The organism is Asticcacaulis sp., assembly GCF_020217185.1.
Taxonomy (GTDB): Bacteria; Pseudomonadota; Alphaproteobacteria; order Caulobacterales; family Caulobacteraceae; genus Asticcacaulis.
Genome location: NZ_JAIWNX010000301.1, coordinates 1 through 17,479, shown reverse-complemented (window position 1 = coordinate 17,479; position 17,479 = coordinate 1). Strand labels below are relative to the sequence as shown.

The following is a 17,479-nucleotide window of genomic DNA, read 5'->3' as shown; positions in this document are numbered from 1 at the left end:
TCGGTCGTTAAGCCTGCCTGGGCCAATGGTACTTCGTCTTAAGGCGCGGGAGAGTAGGTCGCCGCCAGGTCTATAACGTTCAAGTCACCAAAACCCTTCATGCACAAATATATCAAAGGCCGGATCGCTCAGCGTTCGGCCTTTTTTGTTGTCCAAAAGCCCTCTTGGCGTGACTTTGAAAAGTTGTGGCAAAAGTCGGGGGCGACTGCGTTTTTAGGATTGAGCGCCCAAGCGGTTTAGCTTAGGGTCCGCCCTGTCCAAGGCCCCCACAGGCCTTACGCCCCAACGGGCACCCGTAGCTCAGCTGGATAGAGCGTTGCCCTCCGAAGGCAAAGGTCGTGCGTTCGAATCGCGCCGGGTGCGCCATAAACAAACAGCCTCCCCAAAAGGGGAGGCTGTTTGTTTATGGGGTACTCTGCCGGTTGGAGGCACCTGCGTTCGGCGCGACCCGGAAGGGCGCGCGACGCCGAAGGCGCCCCGAAGGGGTAAGCCGCGTTAAAACGCGGCGCATCAATCGCGCCGGGTGCGTCAAGGTCCATAAGGGTTGGCACTGAAATCGTGCACTTTAAGAATTTTACCCGGCCTACACAGCGAAGAAACCGCTATCGGCGATGATGCTTCCTGTTTGCCTCGGCGTCTGATCAGAACTTCGTGGCGTCTGAGACGGCGTAGACGAGGAAGTGCGCTATACCGTCGCGTAGGTACTGTACACCTTAGTGAGGGATTGGGACGGAAAGACCACTCAGCAGATAGATATATTCCTTCAGCCGTAAACTCCGTATCCCCATTATCCCCAGCAACACGCGCAAAAACCTCGCCAAATCAACCGTTGGGCGAGGTTAATGCTTGCTTAAAGCATATTTCCGGTCATCATGTTTAATGCGCGCCAACGGGGAATCCACCAAGATTCGTGGCGGGCATTGTTACCAACAAAGGCCGGGCGGATAGTTAGGATGAAAACGCTTAAACCGTCAAGCCGCATTATGAGATGCTACCATGCATAACCTTGGAAAAACGTTTTTCATCACCTCCGTCGGCGCGGACGGCCCTGATGACGATTATCGGATTGATTGGGTGAGCGACGGCCGAACCCGACTGCCTATTGAGAAAGCCAATAGCTTCATCAATACTGGCGGCATGATGGCCACTGCCCATAATGGCTATTCCGCGCCTGTTTATATCCGCAGGCATTTTCGGTCCGGCCGCTATTACCTGACGACACGCCCGAACGGCCGCGCTTGGGATAACTTAGGCCATATCGCCTTGCATACCGGGGGGAAGAAAACGCCACCGCGCGTAAGGAAACTTGCCGCGTTATCGGCGGGGGAGATGGAAATCCTATGCAATGACCGCGCACCGTCAGCCATTACGAATGCGCTAGGTAGTTTTCCTCCCGTGCGTGAGTCTGTGCTGTCTTCTGCCCCGACGTCAAATGCACTTTCTGGCCTGTCTGAGCTTTTCGTCGGACGATGAGGTCGAAAAGGGCGGGAGTATTAATCCCCGCCCTTTTTCTTAAGCCTCATTCAAACTAACAGGCCCGCCGGGCGTTAGCTTGATCTTCGGACGTTATCGGGAGTCGCCAGATAGGGGGGCCGTCGGACAGCGAACAGGCGAGCCTTGGCGTTCCGCGTGATCGTCACCGCGTCCGATTGGTTGCCACCGAGAACGTGGAAACAGTCGGCGTCTTCGCCGACATACAGGTCGGCATGGCCACCGCCTTGGCGCTGGAAGATCAGCACGTCACCAAGGGCTGCGCCGGTTAGCGGCACCGCCTGACCCCACTCCGCCCACGACGCGGCCGACAGGTACTTGTTCGGCGGCATTCGCTCTTTGCGGCCCCTGCATCCGAAGACGCAGGGGGCGTAAAGCGTGTCAACTCAAAGCGCTTAGTCCAGCTTTACCACCACGACCGACTTGGCCGGGATGGTCAGTTCCAGCGTGCCGTTCTTGATCTTGCCGCCCTTGAAGGGGGCCAGAGAGATGGTTTCCGGCTGGCCCGGCACATTGTGCGCGTCCATCTTGTCCGCGGTCAGCACATCACCCGACACCGACTTGGCTTTCAGCGTGCCGAGATTGATGTTCAGCACATAGCCTTCGGTCAGGTTGGTATTGGCCACGCCGATATAGGTTTTGCCGTCCTTGGCCTTGGCAGCGGTGACGTTGAAGGCCGGATAGTCCTGAAGCACGCCCTTGCCGTCCTTGCCTTGCAGGTTCGGGGCGGTCACGTCGAGCGGGATGAGGGTGGCGTCCTGGAACGGCACGTACATCTTGTAGGCGTAATAGGTCGGCGTCAGGGCCATCTTTTCCTTGTCGGTCAGGATCATGGCCTGAAGGACGTTGATGGTCTGGGCGATATTGGTCATCTTCACGCGGTCGGTATGACGGTGGAAGATGTTGAAATTATAGGCCGCCACAATGCCGTCGCGCAGGGTGTTTTGCTGATAGAGGTGGCCGGGATTGGTGCCGGGCTCAACATCGTACCAGGTGCCCCATTCATCGACATAGAGCGCGATGCGCTTGTTCGGATCGTGCTTGTCCATGGCCGCGCTGTGGTCACGGATGATCTTGTCCATGCGCGAGGTCTGATAGAAGGTTGAATACCACTGATCGACCGGGAAGTTGGTCGCTGGACCCTTCTTCGACCAGTTGGCGGTCGGCAGGGTGTAATAGTGCAGCGAGATGGCGTCCATGCGCTTGCCGGCACTGCCGACCACGACGTCGGTCCAGTTGACGTCGTCGGCATTGGAGCCCGAAGCGACGCGCACGGCTGGATTGTCCGTGCCCTTATGGAAGAAGGCCGAGAAACGGCGATAGACGTCGGCATAGTATTCCGGGCGCATTTCGCCGCCGCAGCCCCAGCTTTCGTTGCCAATGCCGATGAAGGGCACCTTGAACGGCTTGTCACGGCCATTGGCGCGGCGCTCCTTGGCCAGATCGTCCTCACCGGGGGAGGTCATATATTCGATCCATTCGCGCATCTCGGTCGGGTTGGACGAGCCGACATTGACCGCCAGATAGGCTTCCGAGCCCGTTTGCTCGACAAAATCGAAGAATTCGTGCGTGCCGAACTGATTGGTTTCCGGCGTGCCGCCCCACCAGTTGTTCTTGCGCACCGGGCGTTTGGCCGGATCGCCGATGCCGTCGCGCCAGTGGTATTCATCGGCGAAGCAGCCGCCGGGCCAGCGGACGTTGGGCATCTTGATGGCCTTCAGGGCCGCCACCACGTCATTACGGATGCCGCGCGTGTTGGGGATGGACGAGTCCTTGCCCACCCAGATGCCTTCATAGACACCGAGGCCGAGGTGTTCGGAAAACTGACCGTAGATGTGGCGGGGGATTTCCAGACCGGGCTGATCGGGTTTCAGGGTGGCGTCGATTTTGGCCGGAGCCGCGAAGGCGGTGGTGACCGAACAGCCGGCAACAGCCGTCAGCGCCAGGGCGGTGAGAGATTTCAACATGGGGTTACCTCTTTGGGAGTGATGTGTCGGGCGGGGTAGGGACGTTGGCAGGTGGCACTGCCTCCCCGGCCTCTTATTATGTCCTACAATTAGCACGGCCTTGGGTGAAATCAACACTATTGAGCCTGCGTGCAACCGATTGAATAGCGGTCACGCGCGTATGACGGCCTTTTGACCTCTGCGTGAACGGCAAAAGTGTAAGGTGGTCAGGTGCTTACGCTTCGGCCTCAACAGCGACATAGCGAAGCGCCCTTTAATAATGGCATCCTTATGGCCCGTTCGGCCATTTATAACGCCTGACCCTGCGGTGCGCCTTTCGACCTTTGTGCCCCGCTGACCGGCCCGATTCTGCGGCCAGAGGCTTTGCTTTGCGAAGCCATGACATTGACGGTTTGACGTATGATATTACCAGAGCGGCTGGACGCGCGGACGACCGCGCTGTTCCTCGATATAGATGGCACTCTGGCCCACATCCGCCCGCGTCCGGAGGATGTCGGCCCGGAGCCCCGGCGCACCGATCTGCTGGGGCGGGCGCGCCGCGTGCTGGGCGGACGGCTGGCCATTCTGTCGGGCCGGTCGATTGCTGAGATTGACTATATTACCGGCAACACGGTGCGGGCTGTGGCGGGGGTACACGGGCTGGAGCGCCGCGATGCCGAAGGGGAGCGCCGGGACCAGATCCTGACCGAGCCGGTGCGCCACGCGCTGGAGCAGGCGTTACTGGTCTTAAGCGGGCTTGCGGAGCAGAAATCCGGCGTGCTGATCGAGGCCAAGGGGCAGTCGATCGGCGTGCATTACCGCCTCAATCCGCAGGCCGAGGGCATGGTGAAAACCATCACCGCCAATATCGCGCAAAACTCGCCTCTGGTGCTGCAACCGGGCGACCGCGTGGTCGAGCTGCGCGCGCCGGGCCCGGACAAGGGCGACGCTTTGCGTGCGTTCATGAATGAGCCGCCGTTTGAAGGCTTTCGGCCGGTGTTTGTCGGCGACGACCTGACCGATGAACACGCCTTCCGGGCGGCCGCGCAACTGGGCGGTTTCGGCATATTGGTGGGGGAGGCGAGGGAGAGTGCCGCCGCCTTCCGTCTGCCCAATGTGCAGGCCGTGCTCGACTGGCTGGATGCGGGGGTGACGCATCATGCCTGATCAGTCGTCTCCCGTGCCGGTCACGGCCACAAAAGCCGCCCCAAGCCGCGGGCCGCTCAGCCATAGCCTCGATCTGGGGCTGATCGGCAATGGCACGGTGTCGGCCCTGATCGACGCGCGCGGCAACTGGGTGTGGGCCTGTATCCCGCGCTTTGACGGCGACCCGGTGTTCAGCAACCTGCTGAGCGGTGTGGCGGCAAGCGAGGCCACGGCGCAGGGCGTGTGGGCCATCGACCTCATCGGTCTGGCGCGCGCCGAACAGGCCTATGAACGCAATAGCGCGGTCCTGCGTACCGTCCTGACCGACGAAAAGGGCGCGCAGCTTGAGATCCTCGACTTCTGCCCGCGCTTTCGCCATCATGAGCGGCAGTATCGCCCCGTGGCCTTCTGCCGCCTGTTGAGGCCGCTGAGCGGCGCACCACGCATCCGGGTGCGGCTGCGGCCCATGCGGGATTACGGCACAGAGCGCGCGCCGCATTCCTTCGGCTCCAACCATATCCGTTTTATGGGCACGGACACCGATCTGCGCCTGACCACCAACTGCCCCGTCTCGCACCTGCTGAACGAACGCACCTTCCGCGTCGAGGAGCCGCTGGCCTTCTTTCTGGGGCCGGATGAGCCGTTTTCGACCGGCATCCTGCAAGGGGTGCGCGACATGTACGAGCAGACCGACGCCTACTGGAAGCGCTGGGTGCGCACGCTTTCCCTGCCGCTGGAGTGGCAGGAGGCGACCATCCGCGCCGCCATCGCCCTGAAGCTATGCGTCTATGAAGAGACGGGCGCCATTGTGGCGGCCATGACCACCTCCATCCCCGAAGCCCCGGATTCCGGGCGCAACTGGGATTACCGCTATTGCTGGATCCGCGATGCCTATTATGTGGTGCAGGCCCTGACGCGGCTGGGGGCGGTCGATATCCTCGAAAACTACCTGAAATATCTGCGCAATATCGTCGATCAGGCGGGCGAGGGTCCGATCCAGCCCGTCTATGGTATCGGCTTCGGCCCGGAACTGCCGGAAACCGAGGCGACGGCCTTGCCCGGCTATGGCGGCATGGGGCCGGTGCGCGTCGGCAATCTGGCCTATATCCAGCATCAGCACGACGTCTATGGGCAGATCGTCCTGTCGGCGGTGCACGCCTTCTTCGATCAGCGGCTGCTGCAACCGGGGACGGAAAGCGATTTCCGCGCGCTGGAACGCATGGGCGAGCGGGCTTTGGAGGTGTTTGACAAGCCCGATGCCGGTTTGTGGGAATACCGCACCCTGTCCAACATCCATACCTATTCGGCCCTGATGTGCTGGGCGGCCTGCGACCGGCTGGAAAACGCCGCTCTGGCGCTGGGGCTGCCCGACCGCGCCGAGGTGTGGCGCGGCCACGCCCGTACCATCCGCGCCGCCATCGAATCGCGGGCCTTTTGCGGCGAAGGCGGCAGTTTCAGCGCCTGTTTCGACCACGCGCACCTGGATGCCAGCCTGCTTCAGATGATCGACCTGCGCTTTATAACGCCTGACGATCCGCGCCATCTGGCGACGCTGGCGGCGGTCGAGGCGGGGTTGCGGCGCGGCGAGCACATGCTGCGCTACGCCGTGCCCGACGATTTCGGCGAGCCGGAAACGGCGTTCAACTTCTGCACCTTCTGGCTGATCGAGGCCCTGCACCATGCGGGCCGCAGCGATGAGGCGCGTACCCTGTTCGAAGGGATGCTGAAACGGCGGACCGCGGCCGGTCTGCTGTCCGAAGATACGGCCTACGACGACGGCCAGTTGTGGGGCAACTACCCGCAAACCTATTCGCTGGTCGGGATCATCAACTGCGCCGGGCTGCTCAGCCGCCCGTGGCGCGATGTCAGGTAAGGAGTAGAAGTCATGGGGCGACTGATCGTTGTATCCAACCGCGTCAACCCGCCGAGCGACGCCAGCGTCGGCACGCAGGGTGGGCTGGCCATGGCCCTGTCAGCGGCCTTGCGCGAAGAAAACGGCATCTGGTTCGGCTGGTCCGGGCAGACGACCGAGGCGTTTACCGGCCACTTGTCGATCCAGAAGATCGGCGGCGTCACCGTCGCCCTGACCGACCTAGAGGCGCAGGACGTGCAGGAATATTACAATGGCTACGCTAACCGCACCCTGTGGCCGCTGTTCCATTACCGCACCGACCTCGTGGCCTTTGAGCGCAGCTTTGACGAGGGCTATCTGCGCGTCAATCAGCGCTTTGCCGACACCCTGTTTCCGCTGGTCGAGAAAGAGGACCTGTTGTGGGTGCAGGACTATCACCTGCTGCCGCTGGCCTCGATGCTGCGCAAGCACGGGGTGAGCAACCGCATCGGCTTTTTCCTGCACATTCCGTGGCCGGCCATGCGCGTGTTTCAGACCCTGCCCAAGCATCGCGAGCTGGTGGAAACCCTGTTCGACTATGACCTGCTCGGCTTTCAGACCGAAGACAGCCTCAATGCCTTTCAGGAATATGTGGTGCACGCCGCTGACGGCGAGATGTTGCCCGATGGCCGTCTGCGCGCCTTTGGCAAGACGATCCGCGCCGGAGCCTTCCCCATCGGTATCGACAGCGAGGATTTTACGGCGGCTGCCACCTCGGACAAGGCGCTGGCCTTCTACAATCTGATGCGTAATTCGCAGGCCGGGCGCAAGATGATCACCGGTGTCGATCGGCTCGACTATTCCAAGGGGCTGGAGGAGCGTTTTCTGGCCTATGAGCAGTTCCTCAACAACCATCCGCGCATGGGGGGTGAGGTCTTTTTGATGCAGATCGCCACGGCGACGCGCGAGGAGGTCAATACCTATCAGGAACTGCGGGCACGGCTCGACAGCCTGTCCGGGCGCATCAATGGCGAACACGCCACCATCGACTGGGTGCCGGTGCGCTATGTCAATCGCGCCTATCGCCGGGATGAGCTGGCGGGTATCTACCGCGCCTCGCACGTCGGGCTGGTGACGCCGTTGCGCGACGGCATGAATCTGGTGGCCAAGGAGTTTGTGGCGGCGCAGGACGAACGCGATCCGGGGGTGCTTATCCTGTCGGAATTTGCCGGGGCGGCGGCCCAGATGCAGGCGGCGCTGATCGTCAACCCGTTCGACCGTCAGGCCATGGCCGAAGCCATTGCCGAGGCGGTGCACATGCCGCTCAAGGAACGTAAGCAGCGCCACGAAGACCTGATGCACGGCGTGATGGCCGAGGACGTGGTGTGGTGGCGAAACGACTTTGTAGCCAAGCTGAGGGATGAAGGCGAGGTGACGCCGGACGGCGACACCTTTCCGGACGGACAGTCCGACGACAGGGTCGTGACCTTACCGGTGGCCAGCTAACCCTCCTCCCTGCGCCAAAGGCACAGGGAGGAGGCGACATAACTTATACCAACGGCCGAAGATGCTGACCGCATCCGGCCGTTGAAAACTCGAGACTGTCTCATACGTGTCGGCAACATGAGACATTCTCGAAAGGAATACCAAGAGTCATTTTCAATGACCCCTGCTATTAAGCGGCAGCCAGTTCGCTCAGGGCCTTGGCGGCGCTTTCAATCGCCGCGGCCTTGATGTCCGGACCGAAGGCCATGGCCTCCGAGCGGATAAAGGTCACGTCGGTGATGCCGATAAAGCCCAGCAGCGTGCGGATATGGCCTTCCTGAAAGTCCATGACCGAGGCGGGGCCTTCGGAATATTTGCCATCGCGCGTTTCGATGACCACGGCCTTCTTGCCCTTGACCAGACCTTCCGGGCCGGACTCGGTGTAGCGGAAGGTGCGACCGGCGCGCAGCACGTAGTCGAACCACGTCTTCAGCAGGGCCGACATGCCGAAATTGTACATCGGCGCGCCGAGGACGAGGATGTCAGCCGCCTCAAGCTCCGAGACGCGCGCTTCGACGGTTTCGGCCAGGGCCGAGGCTTCGGCGCTTTCGCCGATATTGCCGAAGAAGCCGTTGATGTTCGAGGCGCTCAGCACCGGCAACGGGTTGAGGCCGAGGTCGAGTTCGATGAACTGCGTCTTGGCGTCGGCCTTGAGCAGGCTATCCTTATAGGTTTCGACCAGCTGGCGTGAGATCGAGCCTTCGCCCTTGATCGAGGAATTGACGATGAGAACCTTGGACATGGTAGTCTCCTTGCGTAAAAGATAACCGCAACAGATACGATTCTATATTGGGGGTAAACCTGACCCGTCAAGAGGGGACGGGTCAGGCATCAGGGGTTAAGTGCGGAGGGATTTCTATAATCACTCCGCTCAAGCCGCCATTGAGGCGGCGGCCAAGGTGGCGGAGCCCGCACCCGGCGAGGGGCAAGACTAAAAGCGCCCGGCCTGATAGTCGGCAAAGGCCTGATAGATTTCCTGCGGCGTGTTCATGACGAACGGGCCGTGGCGGGCGATGGGCTCCTTCAGCGGCTGACCCAGCACGACCAGCACGCGGGCGCCGTCAAGACCGCCAGACAGCGGCAGTTCGGCACCGTCGCTCAGGACCGCCGCCTGACCGCGCGCCACGCTCTGACCGTTGATCAGGGCGTCGCCATCGAAGACATAGGCGAAACCGGCATGGCCTGCGGGCACGGGCAGGGTGAGGGCGGCCCCGCCGTCGAGCGACACATCGGCGATAAACGGCTTCGTCGTCGGCGACTGGATCGGCCCGGTCTGGCCCTGATAGGTTCCGGCCAGCAGCTTAACCCAGGCATCGGAATGGCGGACCACCGGGATGGTGTTGGCGGGCACGTCCTTATATTGCGGATCGAGCATCTTTTCTCTGGCGGGCAGGTTCAGCCACAACTGAAAGCCCTGCATCAGGCCGTCTTCCTGCTCCGGCATTTCAGAGTGGACGAGGCCGCGTGCCGTGGTCATCCATTGCACGTCGCCGGGGCCCAGAAGGCCTTCATTGCCTTTGGAATCCTTATGGCGCATCCGCCCGGCCAGCATGTAGGTGATGGTTTCAAAGCCGCGGTGCGGATGGTCGGGGAAGCCGGCAATATAGGCCTGCGGGTCGTCCGAGCGGAACTCATCCAGCATCAGGAAGGGATCGACCTCCGGCAGGGCCTGCGTGCCCAGAACGCGGGTCAGCTTGACGCCCGCGCCATCGGTGGCCGGCAGGCCGCGCACGAGGCGGGTAACGCTGCGTTGTGTGGTCATGGTGGTGTCTTTCCAAACGGGGGAGCGGGGGCTCCCCGTGTTGACGAGACGTATAGCCGGGTTTATGCGTTGTCAGAAGCCTGCAAAAATGAACCCCGGTGTTTCGCTTAGAGCAACGCTAGTATCGTGAATTTGAAGTTCGCTTCATTTTCATATCGACAGCGGTGCGAACTTCAAATTCAAAACGATACTAGATACAATAAGTTGCTAGTGTCCTGTTGAATCTGAAATTCGCCAGAGAGCGATATCAAACGCATGCGAATTTCAGATTCAGGACACTAGAAAGAGGGACACCCATGACGCCCGGAGTCGATCTCGACGATCTCAACGCCTTCTTTCTGGTGGTGGAAACCGGTTCCTTTGCGCGGGCCGCCGATCGGCTGGGGGTGGCCAAGTCCATCGTCTCACGCCGCGTGGCGCACCTCGAAGACCAGTTGAAAGCGCGGCTTCTGACGCGCACGGCGCGCGGCACCCAGACCACCGATGTCGGTGCCCTCTATTACGCCAAGGCGCGCGAGGCCATGGCGCAGCTTGAGGCGGCGCAGGAGGCGGTCAATGACGCCATGCTGGAGGTCGCCGGGCCTATTCGCCTGTCGGCCCCGCTGAGCTTTGGCGTGTCGCACCTGGCCCCCGTCCTGACCGAGTTTGCCGTGCGCAACCCGCGCATCGAGCTGGATGTCAGCTTTGATGACCGCAAGGTCGATGTGCTGGGCGGCGGCTTTGACGTGGTGATCCGTATCGGCGAACTGACGGACTCGACGCTGATCGCGCGGCGGATCGGGCATATCAATGGCATGATCGTCGCCAGCCCCGACTATCTGAGCCAGAAGGGCACGCCGCAGACGCCCGACGATCTGGGGCAACTCGATTGCCTGCTCTACACCAATGTCGCCCCCGGCGACGTCTGGCGCTTCGTGGTCAATGGTGAGGAGCGCATGGTGCGTATCCCGGTGCGGCTGAGGTCGGACAATGGCGACATGCTGCTCAGCGCGGCGGTGGCGGGTCTGGGCGTGGCGCGCCTGCCGGCCTTCATCAGCAGCGAGGCCATTGCGTCGGGGCAGGTGGTACCCATCCTGCCGGAGTATAATACCACCGTGCCGCTGTGCGCCGTCATGCCGCCCGGACGCTCGCGCACGGCGCGGGTGCGGGCGCTGGTCGATTTTCTGGCCCTGCGCTTCGCCAATGAGGTCTTGTAAACGCGCCGCCTACGGAAGATTGTTGCGGGTGCGAAAAGGGACTTGTCAGGCTTGGTGAAACGTTTAAGTTCATATCTGATAACACGGAGGCGGTAATGGAGCCGGAGGATTTCGACCGGTTGAGCGAAGGGGCGGCGGCCTTTTTGGGCCTGTCCCTCAGCGAGGACAGTCAGGCGGCGGTGAGCGCCACTCTGCGGCTTCTGCATCAGCACGCGGCCATTATCGAGGATGCGTTTAGAGTGGATTTCGTTCAGCCTGAATCGAAATTCCGCTCTAACATTTTGTTTTGTCGCGCATTTGATTCCGAAAACCGTTTCACACTTTTCGGAATGCGCTCTAAGGACACCGAGGCATGAGCGACACCCGCAGTGCGCTCGATCTGGCCAATGCCATTGCCCGTCGCGAGATCACGGCGGAGGCGGTGGTGCGTCAGGCGGTCGAGGCGGCGCTGAGTGATCCCTTTTGCGCCTTTACCCGCGTCTTTGCCTCCGAAGCCGTGGCCAGTGCGCAGGCCGTTGATCGCGGTGAGATGTCCGGGCCTCTGGCCGGGGTGCCGTTTGCCGTCAAGGACCTGTTCGACGTGGCGGGACAGGTGACGACCGCCGGGGCCAAACTGCGTCTTGGCGCGGCAGCGGCGATGCAGGACGCCGAGGTCGTGCGCCGTGTGAAGGCCGCCGGTGCAATCCTGATCGGCACGCTGAATATGGACGAATTCGCCTACGGTTTTGCCACGGTCAATGCCCATTTTGGCACCACTCTGAACCCGCACGATCCGGCGCGGTTGGCCGGGGGCTCCTCCGGCGGGTCGGCGGCCGCCGTAGCGGCGGGGTCTGTGCCGCTGAGCCTGGGCTCAGATACCAATGGCTCGGTGCGCGTTCCGGCCTCGCTGTGCGGCGTGTGGGGGATGCGCCCGGCGCAAGGGGCGGTGCCGCTTTCAGGCGTGTTTCCGTTTGTCGAAGCGCTCGATACGGTCGGGCCGTTCGCGCGCAGCAGCCGTGACCTGCGCCGCCTGTATGAAGTGCTTGCCGGTGAGGCGCTGACCGGGGGCAATCAACCGTTGCGCGTTGCGCGGCTGGAAGGCTTTTTCGCGCGCAATGCCGCCCCGGAAGCGGTGAGCGCCGTCGATGCCCTGATGGCGCATCTGGGGGGCAACGCCGTCGCGAAGTTGCCGCAGGCCGAGGCCGGGCGTTCGGCGGGCTTTGTGATGACGGCGGCGCTCGGTGGGGCGCTGCATCTGGACACCTTGCGGGCGCGGGCGCCGGACTATGATCCGGCGGTGCGCGACCGGCTGATCGCCGGGGCCATGCTGCCCGCGGCTGTGCTGGATAAGGCGCTGAGCTACCGTGACCATTATCGCAAGATTTTCTATCAACTGTTTGATCAGTTTGATGTTCTGATTGCCCCAGCCACGCCCTGTTCCGCCCCGCTGATTGAGGCGGGGACCATCCTGATCGACGGCAAACCGGCCCCGGCGCGCGCCCATCTGGGGATCTATGCGCAGGCCATTTCGCTGACGGGCGTGCCGGTAATTGCCGCGCCGCTGAAGACCGAGGGCCTGCCCATCGGCCTGCAAATCATCACGCGACCGGGCCTCGAAGGCGCGGTGTTCGACCTGCTGCACCGGCTGGAGGACGAGGGCGTCTTGGGCTTTACGGCACCGGGAGGGTGCGCATGATCCATACGGCGGCATCCCTGCGAGGCATGGTCACGGCGCCGCACCATCTGGCGGCGCAGGCGGGGCTCGATATCCTCAAACGCGGCGGCACGGCCATCGAGGCGGCGGTGGCCACGGCGGCAGCGCTGGCCGTCGTCTATCCGCACATGAATTCCATCGGCGGCGACAGCTTCTGGATCGTGCGCGAACCCGACGGGTCGGTGCACGGCGTCAGTGCCTGCGGCGCGGCGGCGCAAGGGGCCACGCTCGACCTCTATAAGGGCCATGCCCGCGTACCCTGGCGCGGGCCTTTGGCGGCCAATACGGTGGCGGGCACCGTCTCCGGTTGGGAGGCGCTGTTGTGGCGGGTGGCCGATCCGCTCCCGCTGGAGGCGCTGTTGGAAGCGGCCATCCACTACGCCGAAACGGGTGTTGTGGTGACCAAAGGTGGAGCCGACATCGCCGCCGCCAAGGACGTCGAGCTGAAGGACCAGTACGGCTATGGTGCGGCGTTCCGGCCTGATAATCAACCCTTGAAAGAAGGCGCGATCCTGACGCAACCGGCTCTGGCGGTGACGCTGAAAGCGCTGGCGGCCAGGGGATTGCGCGACTTCTACGAAGGTGATCTGGCGCGCGTCATTGCGGCTGATCTCGGTCGCGCCGGGTCGCCGGTCTGTGGCGAGGATTTGCGCGCCCACCGCGCCACGACGCCCGTGCCGCTGACCACGCGCCTGCGTGGGGCGCAGCTTTATAACATGACCCCGCCGACACAGGGCTTCGCGTCCTTGCTGATACTGGCCCTGTACGACCGGTTGGGGGTTAAGGGACACGACCATTTCGACCATCTGCACGGCCTGATCGAAGCCACCAAACAGGCGTTTTTGCTGCGTGATCAGCATATTGGCGACCCGGCCTATATGGATTTCGATGCGCAGGCCCTGCTGTCCGACGCAGCGGCGCTCGACGCGCTGGCGGCGACCATCGACCGCGCACAGGCCCTGCCGTGGCCCTATGAGCCGCAACAGGGCGACACGGTGTGGTTCGGGGCTATTGATGCCGAGGGTCGTGCCGTCACCGCCATTCAGAGCACCTATTTCGAGTTCGGTTCGGGCCTCGTCCTGCCGGAAACGGGCATTATCTGGCAGAACCGCGGGGCGTCGTTCCGTCTGGCCGAAAGCGGCTGGAATGCCCTGAAACCGGGGCGCAAGCCGTTCCATACGCTCAATCCGGCGCTGGCCGTCTTTGAGGACGGGCGGGTGATGAGCTACGGCACGATGGGCGGTGAGGGACAGCCGCAGACGCAAGCCGCTGTTTTCAGCCGTTACAACGCCGGTATGTCCTTACAAGCCGCCCTCACCGCGCCGCGCTGGCTTCTGGGCAAGACCTGGGGCGAGGAGAGCGTCTCGCTCAAGCTTGAAGGCCGGTTTGAGACGGAGTTAATTGAGAACTTAAAGAAAGCGGGACATCAGACGGAAATCGTAGCTAATTTCACCTCTATGATGGGCCATGCCGGGGCGCTGGTGCGTCATGCGGATGGGCGTATCGAAGGGGCCACTGATCCGCGTTCAGACGGCGGGGTGGCGGCATGGTAGAGGTGGCCGCATGGTAGAGGTGGGCGGATACCGCGCCGTTGCCCGCTGCGACGCCCTCAGACGCCCGCCGTTCAGCGAGGCGGCGGACAGCCTGTTCCGCCCCTACCTCAGCGAGGCGCACCGCGCGACGCTGGCGCAACTGCGCGAGTGGATGGAGGCGGCGGGGATGGCCGTGCGCCTCGATCCGGTAGGCAATCTGATCGGGCGGTATGAGGCCGCCACTATACCTCCCCAGCTTGCTGGGGAGGGGGACCGCACGATGCGCGCAGCGCGAGATGCGGTGGTGGGGGCCGACTCCGATGTTAACCCCACCCCCCGCCGGTCGGCGGGTACCTCCCCTGAAATCAGGGGAGGGGCTAAATCCCTCATCCTCGCTTCGCACATCGACTCGGTGCGCGACGCCGGGGCCTATGACGGGCCGCTGGGGGTCATGCTGGCAATCGATGTCGTGGCCGCCCTTCACGCGCAAAAGAAGCGTTTGCCGTTCGCCATCGACCTCTATGCCTTTGGCGACGAGGAGGGCTCGCGCTTTCCGGCCTCCATGCTCTGTTCGCGCGCCGTGTGCGGGCAGGTGGAGCGGGCCCAGCTTGATGTCGCCGACCGCGACGGCATCAGCTTAGCCAGGGCGCTGAGCGATTTCGGACTGGATATCGAGCGTTTTACGGACGCCTGCCGCGACCCGTCCGAGCTGATCGGCTATGTCGAAGCCCATATCGAACAGGGCCCGGTGCTGGAGGCCGAAGGGCTGGCGCTGGGGGTGGTCACCGCCATTGCCTGTCAGAGACGCTATGCGGTGACGGTCACGGGCGTCGCCGGTCACGCCGGGACCAACAGCATGGCCCTGCGCCGGGACGCGCTCACCGCCGCAGCGGAAATGGCGCTGGCGGTCGAAACCGTAGGCCGCGCCGGGCCGGACGATCTGGTGGCCACGGTCGGGCGGTTCAATGTCGCCCCCAATGCCCCCAATGTGGTGCCGGGCGAGGTGGTCTTCACCATCGACGTGCGGGCGGGCGAAGAGGCTCCGCGCAACGTCGCCGCTGAGGCCATCCTCAGCCGTATCGAGGCCATTGCCGCCGCTCGCGGGGTGACGGTGGCGCACCAGCTTATCCACGACCTGCCCGCCGCACCGTGCGACCCGTCAATGATGGATTTTCTGTCGCAAGCCGTGCGTAAGGCCGGTCATACGCCGCGCCGTCTGGTGTCCGGCGCGGGCCATGACGCCATGGCCTTTGCCGGTGTGACGCCCACCGCCATGCTGTTTATTCGCTGCAAGGACGGAATCAGCCACAATCCTTTGGAAGCCGTCGAGCCGGCCGACGCCGAAGCGGCGTTTCAGGCCCTGCTCGGCCTTGTACTCAAACTGGGGGAAGCCTCCGCATGACCGACTATTTCGGTGAGATCAATCCGCCGCAACGCCTGCTGATGGGGCCGGGGCCGGTCAACGCCCACCCGCGCGTGCTGCGTGCCATGTCGGCGGACCTTCTGGGGCAGTTCGACCCCGAAATGACCGCCTATATGAACGAGACCATGGCGCTCTATCGGCAGGTGTTCCGCACGCATAACCGCTGGACCTTCCTGATCGACGGCACGGCGCGGGCGGCGATTGAGGCGGCGCTGGTGTCGCTGATCACGCCGCAGTCAAAGGTGCTGATCGTGCGCTTTGGACGCTTTGGTTTGCTGCTGACCGAGATTTGCGAGCGGCTCGGCGCGGCCTATGCGACGGTGGATGCGCCCTGGGGTGAGGTGGTGCCGATGGCCGCCATCCGCGAAAAGGCGCTGGACTACCGTCCGGATGTGATTGCCTGCGTGCACGGCGACACGTCTACCACCATGGCGCAGCCGCTGGACGGGCTGGGCGAGTTGTGCCGTGAGATCGGGGCCTTTTCCTATGTCGATGCCACGGCGACGCTGGGCGGGATGCCCATTGAGACCGACGGCTGGGGCGTCGATATCGTCACGGCGGGCTTGCAAAAATGTCTGGGCGGGCCGTCAGGATCGGCGCCGATCACGATTTCCGACCGCGCGGCCGAGTTCATCTTTTCGCGCCGCCACACCGAAAAGGGCATCCGCGCCGCCGATGCCGAAGACGGCCACCGCCCGCGTATCGGCTCCAACTATTTCGATCTGGCCATGATCATGGACTACTGGTCGGAAAAGCGGCTGAACCACCATACCGAGGCCACGACCATGCTTTACGGGGCGCGCGAATGCGCCCGCGTGGCGCTTCAGGAGGGGCTTGAGGCGCGCTTTGACCGCCATACAAGGGCCGGGGCGGCCATGACGGCGGGGCTGCGCGCTATGGGGCTGAGCGTCTATGGCGACGACCGCTACCGCATGACCAATGTGACGGGCGTGTACATCCCCAACGGTCTTGATGGCGAGCGTGTGCGTCAGCGGATGCGCGAAGACTTCGAAATCGAGATCGGTACGGCCTTTGGCCCCTTGCAGGGGCAGATCTGGCGTATCGGGGCCATGGGGTATAACGCCATGAAGTCCAAGGTCCTGACGACCCTGGCCGCCCTTGAGGCCTGTCTGGTCGCCGAAGGGGTGGCGGTCAATCTGGGGGCCGCGGTCCCCGCCGCGCGGGAGGTGTGGGGATGACCCCGCGTGACCTGATCGGCTATGGCCCGACACCCCCTGACGCGCAGTGGCCCGACGGCGCGCGCATCGCTGTGCAGTTCGTCATCAATTACGAAGAGGGCGGCGAAAACTCGGTCCTCAATGGTGACAAGGGGTCTGAGGCCTTCCTGTCCGAAATGGTCGGCGCCCAAAGCCATATCGGCGCGCGGGCCATGGCCATGGAAAGCCTCTATGAATACGGCGCGCGCGCCGGTTTCTGGCGACTGCACCGCATATTTACCGAACGCAAGGCCCCGGTCACCGTCTATGGCGTGGCCACGGCGATGCAGATGAACCCGGCGGCGGTTGAGGCCATGCTGACCGCCGACTGGGAGATCGCCAGCCACGGCTACCGCTGGATCGACTATCAAAACGTGCCGGAAGAGGTGGAGCGCGACCATATCCACAAGGCCATAGAGCTGCACACTCAACTGACCGGGGCGCGGCCTCTGGGTTGGTATCAGGGGCGCACCTCGCCCCAAACGGCGCGGCTGGTGGTCGAGGAGGGCGGCTTTATCTATGACGCCGATTCCTACGCCGACGATCTGCCCTATTACGACACGCGATACGGCCTGAAAAACGATGGAACCGCCCAACTGATCGTGCCCTATACGCTGGACGTCAACGATATGAAGTTCGTGGCCTATAACGGCTTTGCCGATGCCGAACCCTTCTATCGCTACCTGCGCGACACCTT

General features: G+C 63.1%; 14 protein-coding genes and 1 tRNA gene. 12 read left to right on the top strand and 3 right to left on the bottom strand.

The genetic code is table 11. From position 1 onward, the window contains the following. Positions 1-289 precede the first annotated feature (289 nt). Positions 290-366 (top strand) — tRNA-Arg (locus tag LDL37_RS15500). Positions 367-996: 630 nt separating this feature from the next. Next, entirely contained in the window at positions 997-1,473 is a 477-nt protein-coding gene (locus LDL37_RS15495) for a DUF3892 domain-containing protein (protein WP_290799715.1), read from the top strand. Positions 1,474-1,886: 413 nt separating this feature from the next. Here the strand turns inward: LDL37_RS15495 and LDL37_RS15490 are convergent, their stop codons facing one another. Then, positions 1,887-3,458, bottom strand: a complete 1,572-nt coding sequence (locus LDL37_RS15490) for an alpha-N-arabinofuranosidase (RefSeq protein ID WP_290799714.1) — start codon at positions 3,456-3,458, stop codon at positions 1,887-1,889. A gap of 399 nt (positions 3,459-3,857) precedes the next feature. Here LDL37_RS15490 and otsB point away from each other — a divergent pair, with 399 nt between their 5' ends. From otsB to otsA, 3 genes are read left to right on the top strand one after another with little or no spacing between them, the layout of a single operon-like run. Continuing rightward, entirely contained in the window at positions 3,858-4,604 is a 747-nt protein-coding gene (otsB, locus tag LDL37_RS15485) for a trehalose-phosphatase (protein WP_290799713.1), read from the top strand. Beyond that, positions 4,597-6,456, top strand: coding sequence for a glycoside hydrolase family 15 protein (locus LDL37_RS15480; RefSeq protein WP_290799712.1), 1,860 nt, complete (start codon positions 4,597-4,599; stop codon positions 6,454-6,456). Before otsB ends, LDL37_RS15480 begins: the two co-directional genes overlap by 8 nt. 12 nt (positions 6,457-6,468) lie before the next feature. After that, on the top strand, positions 6,469-7,920 hold the full coding sequence (gene otsA / locus LDL37_RS15475; RefSeq protein WP_290799711.1) for an alpha,alpha-trehalose-phosphate synthase (UDP-forming): 1,452 nt from the start codon (positions 6,469-6,471) through the stop codon (positions 7,918-7,920). Between the two features lie 169 nt (positions 7,921-8,089). Here the strand turns inward: otsA and LDL37_RS15470 are convergent, their stop codons facing one another. After that, on the bottom strand, positions 8,090-8,701 hold the full coding sequence (locus LDL37_RS15470; protein ID WP_272741539.1) for an NAD(P)H-dependent oxidoreductase: 612 nt from the start codon (positions 8,699-8,701) through the stop codon (positions 8,090-8,092). Positions 8,702-8,890: 189 nt separating this feature from the next. Continuing rightward, positions 8,891-9,721, bottom strand: coding sequence for a pirin family protein (locus LDL37_RS15465; RefSeq protein WP_290799710.1), 831 nt, complete (start codon positions 9,719-9,721; stop codon positions 8,891-8,893). 296 nt (positions 9,722-10,017) lie between these two features. On the opposite strand from LDL37_RS15465, the gene LDL37_RS15460 reads away from it, so the two are divergent. The 7 genes from LDL37_RS15460 to LDL37_RS15430 all read left to right on the top strand — a co-directional run. Further along, the gene (locus LDL37_RS15460) at positions 10,018-10,917 is read left to right on the top strand and encodes a LysR family transcriptional regulator (protein WP_126423534.1); all 900 of its coding nucleotides are present in this window, start codon (positions 10,018-10,020) and stop codon (positions 10,915-10,917) included. 95 nt (positions 10,918-11,012) lie between these two features. After that, positions 11,013-11,273 carry a hypothetical protein gene (locus tag LDL37_RS15455; protein WP_172961259.1) on the top strand — a complete coding sequence of 87 codons (261 nt, stop codon included), beginning with the start codon at positions 11,013-11,015 and terminating at the stop codon, positions 11,271-11,273. Beyond that, positions 11,270-12,592 (top strand): AtzE family amidohydrolase, encoded by a 1,323-nt coding sequence (locus LDL37_RS15450; RefSeq protein WP_290799709.1) that lies wholly within the window; start codon positions 11,270-11,272, stop codon positions 12,590-12,592. The genes LDL37_RS15455 and LDL37_RS15450 overlap by 4 nt, the downstream gene beginning before the upstream one ends. Beyond that, positions 12,589-14,163, top strand: coding sequence for a gamma-glutamyltransferase (locus LDL37_RS15445; protein ID WP_290799708.1), 1,575 nt, complete (start codon positions 12,589-12,591; stop codon positions 14,161-14,163). The genes LDL37_RS15450 and LDL37_RS15445 overlap by 4 nt, the downstream gene beginning before the upstream one ends. After that, on the top strand, positions 14,078-15,544 hold the full coding sequence (locus LDL37_RS15440) for an allantoate amidohydrolase (protein WP_290799707.1): 1,467 nt from the start codon (positions 14,078-14,080) through the stop codon (positions 15,542-15,544). Before LDL37_RS15445 ends, LDL37_RS15440 begins: the two co-directional genes overlap by 86 nt. Next, positions 15,541-16,764, top strand: coding sequence for an alanine--glyoxylate aminotransferase family protein (locus LDL37_RS15435; RefSeq protein ID WP_290799706.1), 1,224 nt, complete (start codon positions 15,541-15,543; stop codon positions 16,762-16,764). Before LDL37_RS15440 ends, LDL37_RS15435 begins: the two co-directional genes overlap by 4 nt. After that, positions 16,761-17,479 (top strand): polysaccharide deacetylase family protein (locus LDL37_RS15430; protein WP_290799705.1); only part of this gene is annotated, 719 nt, incomplete at its 3' end. The genes LDL37_RS15435 and LDL37_RS15430, both read left to right, overlap by 4 nt.